The 15,904-nt window shown below is 62.5% G+C and carries 14 protein-coding genes; 10 read left to right on the forward strand and 4 right to left on the reverse strand.

Going from position 1 to position 15,904, the window contains the following annotated elements; genetic code table 11:
- Nucleotides 1-246: 246 nt before the first annotated feature.
- Nucleotides 247-981, forward strand: coding sequence for a DUF1294 domain-containing protein (locus BLU26_RS12245; protein WP_092287070.1), 735 nt, complete (start codon nt 247-249; stop codon nt 979-981).
- Here the strand turns inward: BLU26_RS12245 and BLU26_RS12250 are convergent.
- Nucleotides 978-2,567 (reverse strand): ABC-F family ATPase, encoded by a 1,590-nt coding sequence (locus BLU26_RS12250; protein ID WP_092288473.1) that lies wholly within the window; start codon nt 2,565-2,567, stop codon nt 978-980. The two genes, BLU26_RS12245 and BLU26_RS12250, sit on opposite strands and share 4 nt — an antisense overlap.
- 186 nt (nt 2,568-2,753) lie before the next feature.
- Here BLU26_RS12250 and BLU26_RS12255 point away from each other — a divergent pair, with 186 nt between their 5' ends.
- The 7 genes from BLU26_RS12255 (at nt 2,754) to BLU26_RS12285 (ending at nt 11,698) form a co-directional block, all read left to right on the forward strand.
- The gene (locus tag BLU26_RS12255; protein WP_407920327.1) at nt 2,754-3,464 is read left to right on the forward strand and encodes a response regulator transcription factor; all 711 of its coding nucleotides are present in this window, start codon (nt 2,754-2,756) and stop codon (nt 3,462-3,464) included.
- A complete protein-coding gene (locus tag BLU26_RS12260) occupies nt 3,464-4,792 on the forward strand; it encodes a sensor histidine kinase (protein ID WP_092287074.1) in 1,329 nt (442 codons plus the stop codon). Before BLU26_RS12255 ends, BLU26_RS12260 begins: the two co-directional genes overlap by 1 nt.
- Nucleotides 4,793-4,922: 130 nt before the next feature.
- Nucleotides 4,923-6,992 carry a TonB-dependent receptor domain-containing protein gene (locus BLU26_RS12265; protein WP_092287076.1) on the forward strand — a complete coding sequence of 690 codons (2,070 nt, stop codon included), beginning with the start codon at nt 4,923-4,925 and terminating at the stop codon, nt 6,990-6,992.
- Nucleotides 6,993-7,112: 120 nt separating this feature from the next.
- Nucleotides 7,113-7,415: an iron transporter gene (locus BLU26_RS12270; RefSeq protein ID WP_172830658.1), complete on the forward strand. Its 303-nt coding sequence runs from the start codon at nt 7,113-7,115 to the stop codon at nt 7,413-7,415.
- Nucleotides 7,415-8,992, forward strand: coding sequence for a PepSY-associated TM helix domain-containing protein (locus BLU26_RS12275; RefSeq protein WP_092287078.1), 1,578 nt, complete (start codon nt 7,415-7,417; stop codon nt 8,990-8,992). The genes BLU26_RS12270 and BLU26_RS12275 overlap by 1 nt, the downstream gene beginning before the upstream one ends.
- Nucleotides 8,989-9,324 carry a DUF3325 family protein gene (locus tag BLU26_RS12280; protein ID WP_092287080.1) on the forward strand — a complete coding sequence of 112 codons (336 nt, stop codon included), beginning with the start codon at nt 8,989-8,991 and terminating at the stop codon, nt 9,322-9,324. The genes BLU26_RS12275 and BLU26_RS12280 overlap by 4 nt, the downstream gene beginning before the upstream one ends.
- A gap of 184 nt (nt 9,325-9,508) precedes the next feature.
- The gene (locus BLU26_RS12285) at nt 9,509-11,698 is read left to right on the forward strand and encodes a TonB-dependent receptor (RefSeq protein WP_092287082.1); all 2,190 of its coding nucleotides are present in this window, start codon (nt 9,509-9,511) and stop codon (nt 11,696-11,698) included.
- A gap of 176 nt (nt 11,699-11,874) precedes the next feature.
- On the opposite strand, the gene BLU26_RS12290 is transcribed toward BLU26_RS12285, so the two are convergent.
- Nucleotides 11,875-12,963 (reverse strand): NADH:flavin oxidoreductase/NADH oxidase, encoded by a 1,089-nt coding sequence (locus tag BLU26_RS12290; protein WP_092287084.1) that lies wholly within the window; start codon nt 12,961-12,963, stop codon nt 11,875-11,877.
- Nucleotides 12,964-13,065: 102 nt separating this feature from the next.
- On the opposite strand from BLU26_RS12290, the gene BLU26_RS12295 reads away from it, so the two are divergent.
- Both BLU26_RS12295 and BLU26_RS12300 read left to right on the forward strand, forming a co-directional pair.
- Nucleotides 13,066-13,377 carry an ArsR/SmtB family transcription factor gene (locus tag BLU26_RS12295; RefSeq protein WP_092287086.1) on the forward strand — a complete coding sequence of 104 codons (312 nt, stop codon included), beginning with the start codon at nt 13,066-13,068 and terminating at the stop codon, nt 13,375-13,377.
- Nucleotides 13,378-13,467: 90 nt separating this feature from the next.
- Complete coding sequence (locus BLU26_RS12300; protein WP_092287088.1) at nt 13,468-14,142, forward strand: restriction endonuclease; 675 nt, start codon at nt 13,468-13,470, stop codon at nt 14,140-14,142.
- Here BLU26_RS12300 and modC read toward each other — a convergent pair.
- Nucleotides 14,139-15,215, reverse strand: a complete 1,077-nt coding sequence (modC, locus tag BLU26_RS12305) for a molybdenum ABC transporter ATP-binding protein (protein WP_092287090.1) — start codon at nt 15,213-15,215, stop codon at nt 14,139-14,141. The genes BLU26_RS12300 and modC overlap by 4 nt on opposite strands.
- Before the next feature lie 10 nt (nt 15,216-15,225).
- Nucleotides 15,226-15,903, reverse strand: coding sequence for a molybdate ABC transporter permease subunit (modB, locus tag BLU26_RS12310; RefSeq protein WP_092287092.1), 678 nt, complete (start codon nt 15,901-15,903; stop codon nt 15,226-15,228).
- Nucleotide 15,904: the final 1 nt, after the last annotated feature.

Genomic DNA, 15,904 nt, shown 5'->3' on the forward strand with positions numbered 1-15,904 from the left:
TTGGGCTTGTTGTTCTGCGTGGCTAAACACAGGCTCGCGCTGCACAACTCCAATCTGCGCAGCGGACAGCAGCGTTAGTAAATCTAGGCCTGTGATGCGGTTAACACAAGTTATTGATTTTCAATGTTAATTCAATATCAATGAGACACTGTTTTGGAATGACTCAGTGTTGTTTTGACGGCGAATCAATGGCGCCGTGGTATAAAACGCCGACCCACAGGGCTGCAATCGAGGAAGGCACGGCAGATGGAATTGCGCGGCAAACTGATCAACTGGAACGACGACAAGGGCTTTGGCTTCATACAGCCGGCGGACGGCAGCGAGCGGCTGTTCGTGCATATTTCAGCGGTGCGTGGGGATTCTCGCCCGACAGCAGGCAGCACGGTGTATTACCTTGCCGGCCAGGATGAGCGCGGCAGGCCGCGAGCAGAACACATGCGCGGTGAAGGGCTGAGCATCGACCGCGCTGCGATCAGGCGTAAACCGCAGGCAAGCGAGAAAGGCGCCGCTAAAAAGCCAAGGTCAGCGCCGGCCAGGGTTGCCCGCCCACGGCGCACCGGGCGACCGCAAGCGGGTATCCGCCAGCTGCCTTTGAAGCTGCTGGTGTTGGCTCTGCTGCTGGTGTTGCCATTGTTGGGCAGCCTCAACGTACTGACGCGGCAGGCGGCGCTCTGGCCGCTGATGGCTTATCTATTGGTCTGCATCGCCAGCTTTCTGCAGTACGCCATCGACAAGCGCAGGGCCGAGAGCGGCCGCTGGCGTACCCCGGAAAACACCCTGCATATCACCGAGCTGCTGGGAGGCTGGCCCGGCGCGTTGATCGCCCAGCAGGTGTTTCGTCACAAGACCCGCAAGGTCCCGTTTCAGGTGGTGTTCTGGCTGATCGTGCTGCTACATCAGGCCTTCTGGTTCGACTGGTTGCTGCTGGGCGCGCGCTACAGCGGCAGCGCCCTGCAACAACTGGGTCTGATTGGCGCTTAGACCAGCACGCCCTGGCTGCGCAGGTAGTCGTCGTAGGTACCGGAGAAATCGGTTACGCCATTTTCCGACAGCTCGATGATCCGCGTGGCCAGCGAGCTGACGAACTCGCGGTCGTGGCTGACGAAGATCAGCGTGCCGGGGAAGTTTTCCAGCGCCAGGTTGAGCGCCTCGATGGATTCCATGTCGAGGTGGTTGGTCGGCTCGTCCATCAGCATCACGTTGGCTTTCTTCAGAATCAGCTTGCCGAACAGCATGCGGCCCTGCTCACCCCCGGAAATTACCTTCACCGATTTCAGAATGTCATCGTTGGAAAACAGCATGCGGCCGAGGGTGCCGCGCACCAGTTGCTCGCCGCCCTGGGTCCACTGGGCCATCCAGTCGAACAGCGTGTAGTCGTGCTTGAAGTCGTCGGCGTGATCCTGCGCGAAATAGCCGATATCGGCGCTTTCCGCCCACTTCACCTCGCCTTTCATCGGCGCCATTTCACCCACCAGGGTGCGCAGCAGGGTGGTCTTGCCGATACCATTGGGGCCGATGATGGCCACCCGCTCGCCAGCCTCGATCTGCAGGCTCAGATTCTTGAACAGCACTTCACCGTCAAAGCCCTGGCTGACGCCTTCGAGGGTCACCGCCTGGCGATGCAGCTTCTTGTGCTGCTCAAAGCGAATGAAGGGGCTGACGCGGCTGGAGGGTTTGACCTCGTCCAGCTGGATCTTGTCGATCTGCTTGGCGCGGCTGGTCGCTTGTTTGGCCTTGGACGCGTTGGCCGAGAAGCGGCTGACGAAGGTCTGCAGCTCGGCAATCTGCGCTTTCTTCTTCGCGTTGTCTGACAGCAGGCGTTCGCGGGCCTGGGTGGCAGCAGTCATGTACTCGTCGTAGTTGCCGGGGAACAGACGCAGCTCGCCGAAATCCAGATCGGCCATGTGCGTGCACACGCTGTTGAGGAAGTGGCGATCGTGGGAAATGATGATCATGGTGCTGTTACGCGCCGTGAGAATGCTTTCCAGCCAGCGGATCGTGTTGATATCCAGGTGGTTGGTGGGTTCGTCCAGCAGCAGCACGTCCGGGTCGGAGAACAGCGCCTGGGCCAGCAGCACGCGCAGCTTCCAGCCGGGTGCCACTTCGCTCATCGGGCCAAAATGCTGCTCCAGCGGAATCCCCAGGCCAAGCAGCAGTTCGCCGGCGCGCGATTCGGCGGTGTAGCCATCCATTTCGGCGAACTCGCCCTCCAGTTCGCCGACTTTCATCCCGTCCTCTTCGCTCATCTCGGCCAGTGAATAGATGCGGTCGCGCTCGGCCTTTACCTTCCAGAGTTCTTCGTGACCCATGATCACGGTGTCGATCACGCTGAACTCTTCATAGGCAAACTGGTTCTGGCGCAGTTTACCCAGGCGCACATTCTGTTCCAGCATCACCTGGCCGCCGGATGGCTCCAGCTCACCGCCAAGAATTTTCATGAACGTCGACTTGCCGCAGCCATTGGCGCCGATCAGGCCGTAACGGTTGCCATTGTTGAATTTGACAGAAACGTTCTCGAACAGCGGCTTGGCGCCGAACTGCATGGTGATGTTGGCGGTAGAGATCAAGGCAGAATCCTGCTGGAGATAAAAGTGAATGAGCACGCCGCAGAGGACGGGCGGCGCATTGTACTGGCAACGGCCCAGCGTTGACAGGGTAGCGGTAGCAGCCGCGACCAAAGGCGGTTTGCCAGTGGCCCGGCAATGCAGTACTTTTGCATGCGCTAATCATTCTCGTTCGCAATGGAGTTGGTGTTGTTGGCAGCCCAATCACAAATTCTCGCCATCGAAGACGACCCAGTCCTCGGGGCGCATTTGAAGGCCTCGCTGGAGCAGGGCGGCTTTGCCGTGACCCTGGCGGCCGATGGCGAGTCGGGACTGTCGCTGGCCAGTCGCGATCGCTATGACCTGATTCTGCTGGATGTGATGTTACCGGGGGTTGACGGCATGGAGGTGCTCAGCCGCTTGCGCCGTGAACGTTCCACACCGGTACTGATGATGTCGGCGCAGGGCGATGAAGGGCATCGCATCAGTGGTTTTGATCGCGGCGCCGATGATTACCTGCCCAAGCCCTTTGGCACCCGCGAACTGCAGGTGCGAATTGCTGCCATCCTGCGGCGGGTGGCCTATGAGCGCAGTCACACGCGGGTGCCTCCTGCAACAGGAGAGTCGGCAACGTTGTGGCTGGACGAACGGTTGTTGCGAGCCCGCTATGGTGAACACTGGTTGCCGTTCACACCCACTGAGTTTCGCCTCTTGCAGGTGCTGTTCGATAACCTCGGCGAGGTGCAGAGCAAGGCATTTCTCTACCAGCAGGTGTTGCATCGGGGTTTTTCCCGTCATGATCGGGTGCTGGATATGCACGTCAGCAATCTACGCCGCAAATTGACCGAGGCGGGGGTCGAGCATCTGCGTCTTGAGTCGGTCTGGGGGCAGGGTTATCTGCTCAGCGAGCAGGCTAGCTGATGCCGGGGCCGCGCTCGCTGTTCTGGCGGTTGGTATTGCTGGTGGCCGGTTTCTGCCTGAGTTTGATCTGGGCCACCAACTACCTGAGCACGCGGATCGATCAGTACGTATCGCACCTGCCGGAGGCCAGCCTGCGGGAGCTGCGCGGCTACGCCAGCGAGGCGGCTGCCGCCGCCGCTGCTGGCCCAGATGCACTGCGCGGCTGGCAGACCAACAACGCAGTGCTGTCGCCGGAGCTGTTGGTGGTGCTGGGCGCAGACCGGGAGCCCCTGCCCGGCCAGCAGCTGAGCGACACGCAACGTGACAGGCTGTCGTTCGTGCGCGGCTACGATCGACCGATGAGCATGCGCGGCGACGGACGACCGATGATCGCTGTTCCCATGCCGGATGAGGCGCAGCTGGTGCTGCGCTTGCCCGCGCACCTGACCCCCTGGGGGCAACGGGTCTGGTTGAATGCGCTGTTGCTGTACCTGGTACCCGGATTGCTCTCGGTACTGTTCTGCGTATTGCTGTACATGCTGCTGATTTCGCCGCTTGAGCGCCTGCGCCGGCAGGCCACCGCGATGCAGGCAGACCCCTTGCAAAACCTGCTGTCGCCGGCCCTGGCGCGGCGCCGCGATGAACTTGGCGAGCTGGGCCGGGCACTGGACTACCTGACGCGGCGGCTGCGCCAATCCATTGCCCAGCAGCGGCAGCTGCTGCGTGATGTGTCGCACGAGCTGCGCACCCCGTTGAGCCGCCTGCGGGTGGCGGCAGAAAGCGAGCTGAGTGTGCTGGAGCTACGCGAGCGGCTGGAGCGCGAGTGCGCCGTGATGCAGACGTTGGTGGATGGCACCCTGGAGCTGGCCTGGCTCGACAGTGAGCCGGGCCAGTTGCCTTGTGAGGCGATAGACGTCAACGCGCTATGGGAGGTGCTGCGTGAGGACGCCTTGTTCGAGTCGGGCTGGACGGCGGATCGGATCTGCAGCCAGGTGCCGGCCGCCTGCCGGGTGCACGGCCACCTCAACGGCCTGGCGCAGGCGCTGGAAAACGTCTTGCGCAACGCCATTCGCCACTCGCCCCCCGGTGGCAGGGTCAGTCTCTGTGCCGAACGCGATGGCGCGCACTGGGTCTTGTGCATTGCCGACCAGGGCAGCGGCGTGGCGCCGGAGCATCTGCAGCTGATTTTTCGCCCCTTCGCCCGCCTTAACGCTGCGCGCCCGGGTGGCGACGGGTTTGGCCTGGGGCTGGCCATCGCTGAAGGTCAGATTCGCTTGCAGCAAGGCCGACTGTGGGCTGAAAACGGCGCGCCCGGGCTGCGCATCAAGCTGCGCTTACAGGCTGTATAGATTGTAAATGCGCTTTACTCTCAAATAAGAATTAATATCATTCGCTCCTGTTTCGGGTTTGCCCACGCCTTAGGGAAGGGCGCAGGGCTTGCCCGCAGTGCTGTTTCAGGCCAATACGGGAGGAGGGTGCATGGGGAATTTCAGACAACATCGACTGATTTGCGCGATTGCCGCAGCCACAGCCACTATGGGGCTCAGCGCTGGCGCTGTCGCAGAGAACGTAACGGACGCCACCACGCAGACCACCGAGCTGGCGCCGATCACGGTAATTAGCGCCGCCGGCTATGAGCAGAACATCGCTGATGCGCCTGCCAGCATTTCCGTGGTCACCCGCGAGCAGCTGGAAAAACAGTCCTACACCGACATCACCGACGCCGTGCGCAACATCCCCGGCGTGTTTGTGACCGGCGGCGGCAACATGCAGGACATCAGCATTCGCGGCATGGACAGCACCTACACTCTGTTCCTGGTCGACGGTCGGCCGATCTCATCCGGCCGTATGGTCAACACCAACGGTGCTGATGGCGGCAAGCAGATAGGTCTGCCACCGCTGTCGATGGTTGAGCGCATCGAGGTGATTCGTGGGCCCATGTCGTCACTGTACGGCTCCGAAGCCATGGGCGGGGTGATCAACATCATCACCCGCCGCGGCGGTGACGAGTGGCACGGCACTATCAACACCGAATACACCAGCGCCTTGAACGACATCAGCAGCGACGCCCAGCAGGTTGATTTCTACCTCGGCGGCCCGCTGGTGGAAGGTCTGCTGGGGGCGCAGTTCACCGGCACCTACGTGGGCACCGATGAAAGCGATTACATCGGCGGTGGCGACAGCGCCGCGAGCATGCCGGAAAGCACGCGCAAGCAGGGCGGCGCCGAGTTCTACCTCACGCCCAACGAGCAAAACCGCTTCACCCTGGGATATACCGCCTCCACGCTGAAATACACCCACACCCCCGGCGAGAGCATTGCGGCCGACGCCGATGCCTCGACCTACCGTTATGAAAAAGACGTTTATACCCTGGGCCACGATGGCAACTACGGTGATCTGATCGTTAACAGCTTTCTGCAGCACGACGTCTCCGACAAACCGGGCACCGGCAGCACCAAGCAGGAAGAAGTCAGCCTGCTCAATAGCCAGGCCAGCTACTTCTGGGGCGAGCATGTGGTGACCTTTGGTGGCCAGTACAAGCAGGAAGAGTTTGTTGATGAAACCAATGGCCTGCTGACTTCAAATATTCCCGGCGCGGTGAAAAGTGTCGATCGCTGGATTGCCGCACTCTACACCGAGGTCGATTGGGCCATGACCGACAGCCTGTCGGTGACCACCGGCTTGCGTTACAACGATGACGAGCTGTTTGGTGGCGAGCTGTCGCCGCGCTTGTATGGGGTCTATCGGCTGAACCCCGAGTGGACCCTCAAGGGCGGTGTATCCACCGGTTATCGCCAGCCAACCCTATCCGACGCCACCGAGGGCTTTGGCCGTGGCACCGGTGGCGGTGGCTCGCCAGCACCGCACCCGCGCGCGCTGATCATCGGTAACTCCGAGTTGAAGCCGGAAACCAGCACCAACTACGAGGTCGGTTATGTCTACGACAACCAGCACCTTGGCCTGAATACCAGCGCCATGCTGTTTCACACCATCTACAAGGACAAGATCGCCGAAGATCGCCTGTGTGAAAGCCCGGCCGGTGATCGTAACGATCCCAGCACCTGGACCTGCGCCTTCGGCGGCAACAACTACTACTTCTTGAGTACTCGCAAGAACATTGCCGAGGCCTATATGCAGGGCGTGGAGCTGACGCTGGATTATCGCTTCCTGCCGGATTGGAGTGTCTCCAGCAGCTACACCTTCACCAAATCCGAGCAGCAGACGGGTGAGTTCGCGGGCGAGCCGCTGAACAAGCAGCCACGGCACATGCTCAACGGCCTGCTGAAATGGGCCGTCAATCCGCGGCTGAACGCCTGGCTGCAGGGTAACTATCGCAGCGAAACCTCCGATTACATGGGCCGCACCAGCATGTCCGAGGGCACGCCGGGCTACGGCTTTGTCGATCTGGGTGGTGTGTATCAACTGACCGAGACGGTCAACGTCAAGGCGGGTTTGTACAACGTGGCTGACAAGGAAGTCACCAATGACGACTACGGCGTGGTGCTCGACGGGCGTCGCCTCACGGTTGGCTTGACGGTCGATTTCTGAGTGAACCGGCCTCGCCTGGCGCGGCCATGATGCATTACCTGTAAACAGGCGCCCTGCGGTTTCACCGGGGGCGCCCGCTGCGTTGTAGCGCGGGCCAGCGGCCGTGCAAGAGAGCTGATCATGAACAAAGCGGTAACTAACTCCACAACCAGACTCTGGCCCGCCACGCTGGCGCGCGCTCTGCTGGCAGTAGTGGGCGGTTATGCCTTCACCTACAGCGTGACCGCCGCGCTGGCCCGTCTGCTACCGGGTGAGCGGATAGACGCGGCCATCAGCGCTACGCTGTTGTCCTTTCTGGTTTACACCGGCTATGTGCTCTGGGTTTATGCGGTGCCGCTGCGGCGCGGCCTGCTCAGTCTGCTGGCGATTGTGCCGTTGGTATCGATCGGCTTCTGGCCGCACCTGTTTTCAGGAGCGGCATAATGGCCAAGCAAGCTTCACTGACGCAATCGATGTCTGGCCTGCACACCTGGGCGGGGCTGATCCTCGGCTGGCTGCTGTTTGCCATCTTCCTCACCGGCACCCTGGCGGTATTCGACAAGGAGCTGAACTGGTGGATGCAGCCCGAGTTGCGTGACAGCGGGCTGGATCAGGCCAGCGCCGTGCAGGTGGCCGAAGACTGGCTGCGGGCGAAGCATGCCGGCGCCAGTGCCTGGAACATCAGCCTGCCGACCGAACGCGGCCCGTCCCTGAGTGTCTCGGCAGGGGAACAGCGGCGCGGTCAGCGCACGGTTGTTGACCCGCTCAGTGGCGAGGTCGTAACGCCGCGCGAGACGTTGGGTGGCAACTTCTTCTTCCACTTTCACTACACCCTGCACATGCCGCGCAGTGTCGGCATCTGGGTGGTTGGCTTTGCCGCCATGGCGATGCTGGTCACGCTCATCAGCGGCATCATCATCCACAAGAAAATCTTCAAGGATTTCTTTACCTTCCGCCCGGCCAAGGGGCAGCGCAGCTGGCTGGATGGTCACAACGCCAGCGCCGTATTGCTGCTGCCGTTTCATCTGATGATTACCTACACCGGGCTGGCAATCTTCTTTCTGATCTACATGCCGGCCGCGGCAGACGCGCTCTACGGCGGTGATCGGCAGGCGCTGTTCAGCGAGCTGCGCGGCGGGGGTGAGCAACAGGAGCGGGGCGTTCGGCCCGGTGAAGGTGGCCGCGCTGTACGTGACCAGGCGCCAGCCGCGAGCATGCTGCCGCTGGCGTCCTTTATCGAGCGCGGTGAAGCCTATTACGGCACCGGCATGTTGGGCTCGCTATCGGTCACTAACCCGGATCGCGCCAATGCCCGCGTAGAAGTGCGCCCCGTACTGGGCAGCCGGCTGGAGCTGACCAAGGGCGAGTCGCTGAGCTTCAATGCGCTGACCGGCGAGCCACTCGGTACACCCACGCCGACCCGGGCTACGCTGCTCACGCAGAAGGTCATGGCGGGGCTGCATTTTGCCCAGTTTGGTGGCTATGCCATGCGCTGGATCTACTTTATCTGCGGTCTGATCAGCTGCGCGATGATCGCCAGCGGGCTGGTGCTCTATACCGTAAAACGCCGCCGACAGGCGAAGACGCAAACCACCTGGCTGCGTCAGGCGGAGTGGCTGAACGTAGCGGTGGTCAGTGGCGTGATGCTGGCCTGTACCGCCCTGTTGTGGGGGAACCGCCTGCTGCCGGTGACCTTGGGTGAGCGCGAGACCTGGGAGCTGCGGGTGTTCTTTGGTAGCTGGCTGCTGGCGCTGCTGCATGCACGCGTGCGCCCGCCACTGCCGGCCTGGACCGAACAGCTGGCGCTGACAGGACTGTTGTTGCTGGCGTTGCCCTTGCTTGATCTGCTCTGCACGCGGGAATCGCTGGATAGCCTGCGCCTCGGCGTAGACGCCGGCGCGGCCGCCCTGGGGGCGACGCTGCTGTGGGCGAGCTTCCGCGTGGCCTCACGCCCGGTAGTGGATACCACCACGGCTCGGCGCGGCAATGCCCGGGCGGCGGCCAGGGGCGTCACGCCATGAGCCTGAGTCTGCTTGGCCTCGCCCTGGCGCTTACCTACAGCGGCATGCTCGCCTTATGTCTGGCCATGGAGCGGCACTGGAAGCAGCTTGCCGCCGGCTGGCCGGCCAGTTGGCGCCGTGCCTGTCGGCCACTGGGCTGTCTGTTGCTGTTGCTCGCCTGCTATCTGATGAGGCAGCTATGGCCGCCGGCCATGGCCTGGGTAGCCTGGCTAGGTTTGATGTCGCTGAGCGGCGCCAGCCTGCTGTTCCTGCTGCCCTACGCACCCCGCCTGGTGCTCGGGCTACCGCTGTTAGCCGCGCTGCTAGCGGGGTTGAGTACACTCTGGTCGTGACCGGTGAGTGGTGCCTTAGCCTGGCCGGTTGAACCTGGCCGCTGAGGTCGCCAGCACCTTTGGTCATGCGGTGGCTGGCCTTTGTGCGCGCGCCCTGTATAATGCGAATCGTTCACATTATTAATGATTCTGCTGTTGCGGTTTGGCCTCGGCTGAATCCGCACGCCATTCAGAGAGCCGCCCTATGAGTCCTTCCCTCGTGTTCAAGCGCACCGCGCTGTCGCTTGCCCTGTCTTCCGTGTTTGTCAGTGCGCTGACCCAGGCGCAGGAAGTCGATGAGCAAACCACTGATGCTGTCGAGCTGCCTTCCATGACCGTCAGCGCCAGCGCTGACGCCTCGGCCGATGGCCTGCCCCCGGCTTATGCTGGTGGCCAGGTGGCGGCGGGGTCGCGGGTGGGCATTCTGGGCAACCAGGACTACATGGAAACGCCCTTCACCACCACCAGTTACACGCAGACGCTGATTCAGGATCAGCAGGCTGCGAGTATTGGTGACGTGTTGTTGAACGACCCTGCGGTGCGGGTGGCGCGCGGCTTCGGTAACTTCCAGCAGGTGTATATGGTGCGCGGTCTGCCGATCTTCTCGGACGATATCAGCTATAACGGCCTTTACGGCCTGCTGCCACGCCAGTACATGGGCACCGAGTTTGTCGAGCGGGTTGAAGTGCTGCGCGGGGCCAATGCCTTTCTCAATGGTGCTGCGCCGGGTGGCAGCGGCTTGGGTGGGGCGATCAACATCGTGCCCAAGCGCGCACCCAACGAGGACTTGAACGAGGTTACTGCGGGCGTACGCTCCGGCGGTCAGTACTACACCGCCGGTGACTTTGGCCGCCGGTTCGCCGACGATCGCATCGGTGTGCGCCTGAATATGGCGCGTCGCGATGGCGATGTGGCAGTGGATGGCGAGTCCGGCGAGCTGGGTCTGTTGGCGCTGGGCGCCGATTATCGCGGCGACAACCTGCGCATTTCCGCCGACCTGGGTTATCAGAACCACGAGGTGGACGCTGGCCAGCCGAATATCACCATTGGTGCCGGCGTACCTGTGCCCTCCGCGCCTGACGCCGATAAAAGTGTGGCGCAGAGCTGGACCTACTCCAACGCCGAGGACACCTTTGGCACCCTGCGCGCTGAATACGACTTCAACGACTACGTGACCGGCTGGCTGGCCGGCGGTGTGCGCACCAGCGAGGAAGAGGGCAACTTCGCCAATCCGACCGTTATCAATACTGCGGGCGACACCAACGCCTACCGCTTCTACAACGTGCGCGAAGACGAGGTAGTCACCGGCGACATGGGGCTGCGGTTCCGTTTTGATACTGGCCCGGTCAGCCATCAGTTGACCACCTCGGCCTCGACCTACGAGATGAAATCAGCGAACGCGTGGGGCGCCTCCAGCTTCGCTACCCGCGAGGTGCTGGGCAATATCAATAACCCGTTCGACAGCGCACAGCCCGCCGCAACTGCGGCCGGCGCCGGCTCGCTCAGCGACCCGGAAGTCACCGAGCGGACCCGCACCAGCAGTTACGCCATCGCTGACACCCTGGGTTTCATGGATGATCGCCTGCTGGTCACGCTGGGCGCCCGTCAGCAGAACATCGCCACCTACAGCTACGCCTACGCAGATGGTTCACGTACCGCCTCTTACGATGATGATGCCATCACGCCGATTGCTGGCGTGGTCTATCGCGTCACCCCTGAAGTGTCTGCCTACGCCAACTACATCGAAGGCCTGGTCAAGGGCGATGTCGCGCCCACCACCTCTGGTGGTGCCCCGGTCACCAACGGCGGTGAGGCGCTGGAGCCCTACGTCACCCGCCAGGCCGAGCTGGGCGTGAAGTACGATGGTGGCCGTCTGGGCGGTAGCCTGGGCGTGTTCCAGAGCCGCAGGCCGGTAGCGGGTGTGGACGCTAGCAACACCTATGGCGTGGTTGGTAAGCAGCGTTACCGTGGTTTGGAATTCAGCGCCTTTGGTCAGGCCACCAATGACCTGACGGTACTGGGTGGTGTGAGCCTGCTCGACACCGAGCTGAACGGCAACGAAGGTATCGGCGCACCAGAATTGCAGGCCAGTGTCGGACTCGACTATCTGGTCCCCGGCGTCGACGGCCTGGCCTTTGACGGTCGCATGATCTACACCAGCGAGCAGTACATCGATGCCGCCAACACTCGTGATATTCCATCCTGGACGCGCTTCGATCTGGGTGCGCGTTACAGCATGCTGATCAATGACGCGCAGGAGCTGACGCTGCGTGCGCGGGTCGAGAACGTCGCCAATCGCGATTACTGGGCCTCGGCCGGTGGCTACCCCGGTTCCGGTTATCTGACGGTAGGCGCGCCGCGCACCCTGGTGGTGTCTACTACGCTGGATTTCTAAACCACCGCGGACACCTCAGCGGCGCTGAAACAGAGCGAAAAAAAGGCCGGAGAAGCCGATTTATCCTGGATAAATCGTGCTCCCCGGCCTTTTTCTTTTTAGCGCCACGCCGATCGGCGCTTTGCTCAATAGCAAAACCAGGGCGGGCGACCTTTGGCCGCCCGCTTTATTCTCGCTCAGTAACGCTCAAGCCAGTGCGCGTAGGGCGCCGGCAGCGTCCACGATGGCTTGTCGATCTTCAGCTCGCGAGCGGCGTAATAGGCCCAATGCGGGTTGGCCAGATGCGCCTTGCCGACCATTACCAGGTCCAGCTGGCCGTCCTGCACGGCTTGTTCGGCAATATGAGGTTCGCCAAAGCCCCATGCCGAGGACACCGGTACACCCGCTTCATCACGCACGCGCTTGGCAATCGGGCCCATAAAAGCAGGACCCCACGGAATCTTCGCGGTCGGGATGTTGAAGCCCATGCTCACGCTCATCATATCCATACCGCCGGCCTTGAATTGGCGAGTCAGGTCGATGGATTCGGCCATGGTCTGCTCGTCGTTACCGTCGAACTCGATCACGCCGAAACGGATGGTCAGCGGCAGGTGCTCCGGCCAAACTTCACGTACCGCAGCCAGGGTTTCGCGCAGGAAACGTCCGCGGTTATCGGCGTTCCCGCCGTAGGCATCAGTGCGCTGGTTGGCGTGTGGCGAGAAGAAACTCTGCGCCAGATAGCCGTGGGCGAAGTGCAGCTCCAGCCATTCAAAGCCGACCGCCAGGGCGCGGCGTGCGGCAGCCACGAAGTCGGCCTTGACCCTTTCAATATCCTGCAGCGTCATCGCTTCCGGCACCTTGGGTAGATGCGCACCGAAAGGCACGGCAGAAGGCGCGATGGTTTGCCAACCGCGTGGGTCGTCATTGGCGATGTGGTCGTCTCCTTCCCAGGGGCGGTTGGCGCTGGCCTTGCGGCCGGCGTGGGCGATCTGGATGCCTGGCACTGAGCCGTGCGCCTTGATGGCCTTGACTACCGGAATGAATGCGTCGGCGAGCTGATCGTTCCAGATACCAGCGCAGGCCGGCGTAATTCGGCCCTCCGGTGCGACCGCGGTCGCCTCAACAATCACTAGGCCGGCGCCACCGCGGGCCATGCCGGTGTAGTTGGCCAGGTGCCAATCGTTGATCAGCCCGTCGGTGGCCGAGTACTGGCACATGGGCGGCACAGCGATGCGGTTGCGCAGGGTGATATCTTTGAGTGAGAAGGGTTGAAACAGTGCAGACATGGAAACTCCAATAACGTTGGAAAAGCCGTAGCGGGCTTGTTTAGTTGTTCGATAATATTGGAACTATGGATCATAAGTAAAGCCTTGTGTATGATTCGCCCCATGCGACCTTTCAAACATCCCCCGATAAGTGACTTCAGCCTTGAGCGCGTGCTCTATGCGCTGAGCGACCCGGTGCGCCTGGAAGTGGTACAGCGTCTGTCTGAAGTGGAGGAGGCCAGCTGTGGCGAGCTGGATGGCGGCCGGCCCAAATCCAGCATGTCGCATCATTTTCGCGTGCTGCGCGATGCCGGGCTGGTGTGCACCAAGGGCGTTGGCACGACGCACATGAACTCGCTGCGCCGCCGTGAGCTGGATGAGCGTTTTCCTGGCCTGTTGGCGGCGATATTGGCGCAGCACGGGCGTCAGCAGTAGCGCGCTGTCTTGCCGCGCGGCTTTACCGACCGTTGAAGTCGAGCTATGGTTCTCCGGTAATGGCAGGGCGCCATTGTGGAGGACTCATGGATGGCCCGTATTCAGCGCACCGCGCTCTTTTCCGATCTGCTGATCCTGCTTGGGCGCCTGCCCTGGTGGATCAATCTGGTATTTGCCCTGTTGAGCTGGCTGTTGCTTCACCCCTTTGCCAGTAGTGCGCTGCCAGTACTTGGCCGTGTAGAAGCCGGCGGCGCTCTCACCGACTCCCTGTTTCGCCAATTGGCTCGCTTCGCTCAGTACCTGTTGCCGCTCGGCTTTTGCACTGTGGCCTTGGTCGCGCTGGGCTATCGCGTGGCACAGCATCGGCAAATGCGCTCAAGGCCGGCGCTGGCGCCGGCGGCGCTGTTGCAGAGTATGCAGTGGCCGGCGTTCCGGCTGCTGCTGGAACAGGCCTTTCGCAGCAAGGGCTATCGCGTGCTCGGTAACACGCTGGCCGGCACCGACGGCAGTTGCGACCTGCTGTTGCAACAGGCCGGTGAGCGCTATCTGGTGCACTGCCGTTATTGGCAGGCCCGGCGGTTGAAAGTGGCGCCTCTGCGCGAATTCTTTGCCCGCGTGGTGAGTGAGGGGGCCGCCGGTGGTGTTGTGGTGACCAAGGGCGAGTTCAGCGCTGAGGCAAGGGCCTTTGCCGCCGAGCGACAGCTTGAACTGGTCGATGGCACTCGTTTGCAGCGCTGGGTAGCGGTCAGCCGCAAGCGGGTCTAGCCCAGCAACGCCACTGCTTTGATCTGCGCCCACAGCGCCTGTCCTGGTTGCAACCCGAGTTGATCGCTGGAGTAGCGGGTAATCCGCGCCAGCAGCGCGCTGCCCTGCATATCCAGTTGTACCAGCAGATGGGCCGGGTTGTCGGCGGCGGCCACCGCCATTACGCGTACCGGCAGCAGGTTGAGAATGCTGCTGTGCTGTGGCTGTTGCAAACTCAGGCTGACATCGCGCGCCTGTACCCGTAACCGCAGTGGCTGACCGTACGCGATTGGCTGATGTGCAACACGCAGGCGCAGGTCGCTGTGTGGCAGCCGCAGACTGAGCAGCTGATAGTCGCGGTCATACTCGGCGGCCGTGCCGTCGATCACCACGCTGGCGTCATCGCCCTGCGCCAGCGGCAGATCGAGGCGCGGTAGCATTGCCTGCAGCGGGCCACTGGCCAGTGCCCGGCCGCTGTCGAGCAGAACCAGATGATCAGCCAAGCGTATGACCTCATCCAGCGCGTGACTGACGTACAGGATGGGGATATCCAGCTCGCCGTGCAGACGCTCCAGGTACGGCAGGATGTCGGCCTTGCGCGGAGCGTCCAGCGCACTCAGCGGCTCGTCGAGCAGGAGTATCCGCGGGCTGGTCAGTAATGCGCGAGCGATGCCCACGCGCTGGCGTTCGCCGCCGGACAGGTGCTGCGGCATGCGTTGCAGCAGGTCTTCGAGGCCGAGCAGCGCGACCGCCTGTTGTTGCTGCAAACGGCGGCCAGCGGCGGCGATGCGTTTCAGGCCAAAGCGAAGATTGTCTTGGACCGACAGGTGGGCAAACAGGCTCGCCTCCTGAAAGACGTAGCCGAGAGCGCGCTTGTGGGTTGGCACAAACCGCTTGCGCGCGCTGTCCTGCCAGCAGTCGTCACCCAGCGTCAGTTTGCCTTCCGGCGCCTGGGCCAGCCCCGCAATACAGCGCAGCAGGCTGGTTTTGCCGGACCCCGAGGGGCCGAATAGTGCCGTCACGCCGCGTGCCGGCAGCTCAAGGTCGACATCCAGCGTGAAGCTGTCCAGCGGCAGACGAAAGCGCGCGTGCATGGTGTTCACCTCAGTTGAGCATGCGGCTGCGCCCGCGACTTTGCAGGGTGAGCAGGATGGCGAAAGAAAACACCAGCATGCCGGCAGCCAGCCAGTGTGCCTGCACGTATTCCATGGCCTCGACGTGGTTGAATATCTGCACGGAGACCACGCGGGTCTGATCGGGAATGTTGCCGCCAATCATCAAAACCACGCCAAATTCGCCGATCGTGTGGGCAAAGCCCAGTACGCTAGCGGTGATCAGGCCGGGGCGGGCGAGCGGCAGGGCGACATGCACGAAGCGGTCAAACGGACCAGCGCGCAGTGTGGCGGCGACCTCCAGCGGCCGCTCGCCCATGGCCTCAAAGGCGTTCTGGATTGGCTGCACCACGAACGGCAGGGAATAGAACAGCGAACCGACCACCAGCCCGCTGAAGGTAAACGCCAGGGTGCCCAGGCCCAGACTCTGGGTCAGCGCTCCGACCGGGCCCTGCGGGCCCATGGCAACCAGCAGGTAGAAGCCGATCACCGTCGGCGGCAGTACCAGCGGCATGGCCACCAGGGCACCGACCGGCCTTTTCAGCCAGCTGCGGGTGCGGGCCAGCCACCAGGCCAGCGGCGTGCCGAGCAACAGCAGTAGGGCGGTGGTCAGGCTGGCCAGTTGCAGGGTCAGCCAGATGGCGGCAAGGTCGGCGGCAGATAGCGGCATC

Origin of the sequence: Halopseudomonas sabulinigri (assembly GCF_900105255.1) — a bacterium.
In the GTDB taxonomy this organism is placed as follows: domain Bacteria; phylum Pseudomonadota; class Gammaproteobacteria; order Pseudomonadales; family Pseudomonadaceae; genus Halopseudomonas; species Halopseudomonas sabulinigri.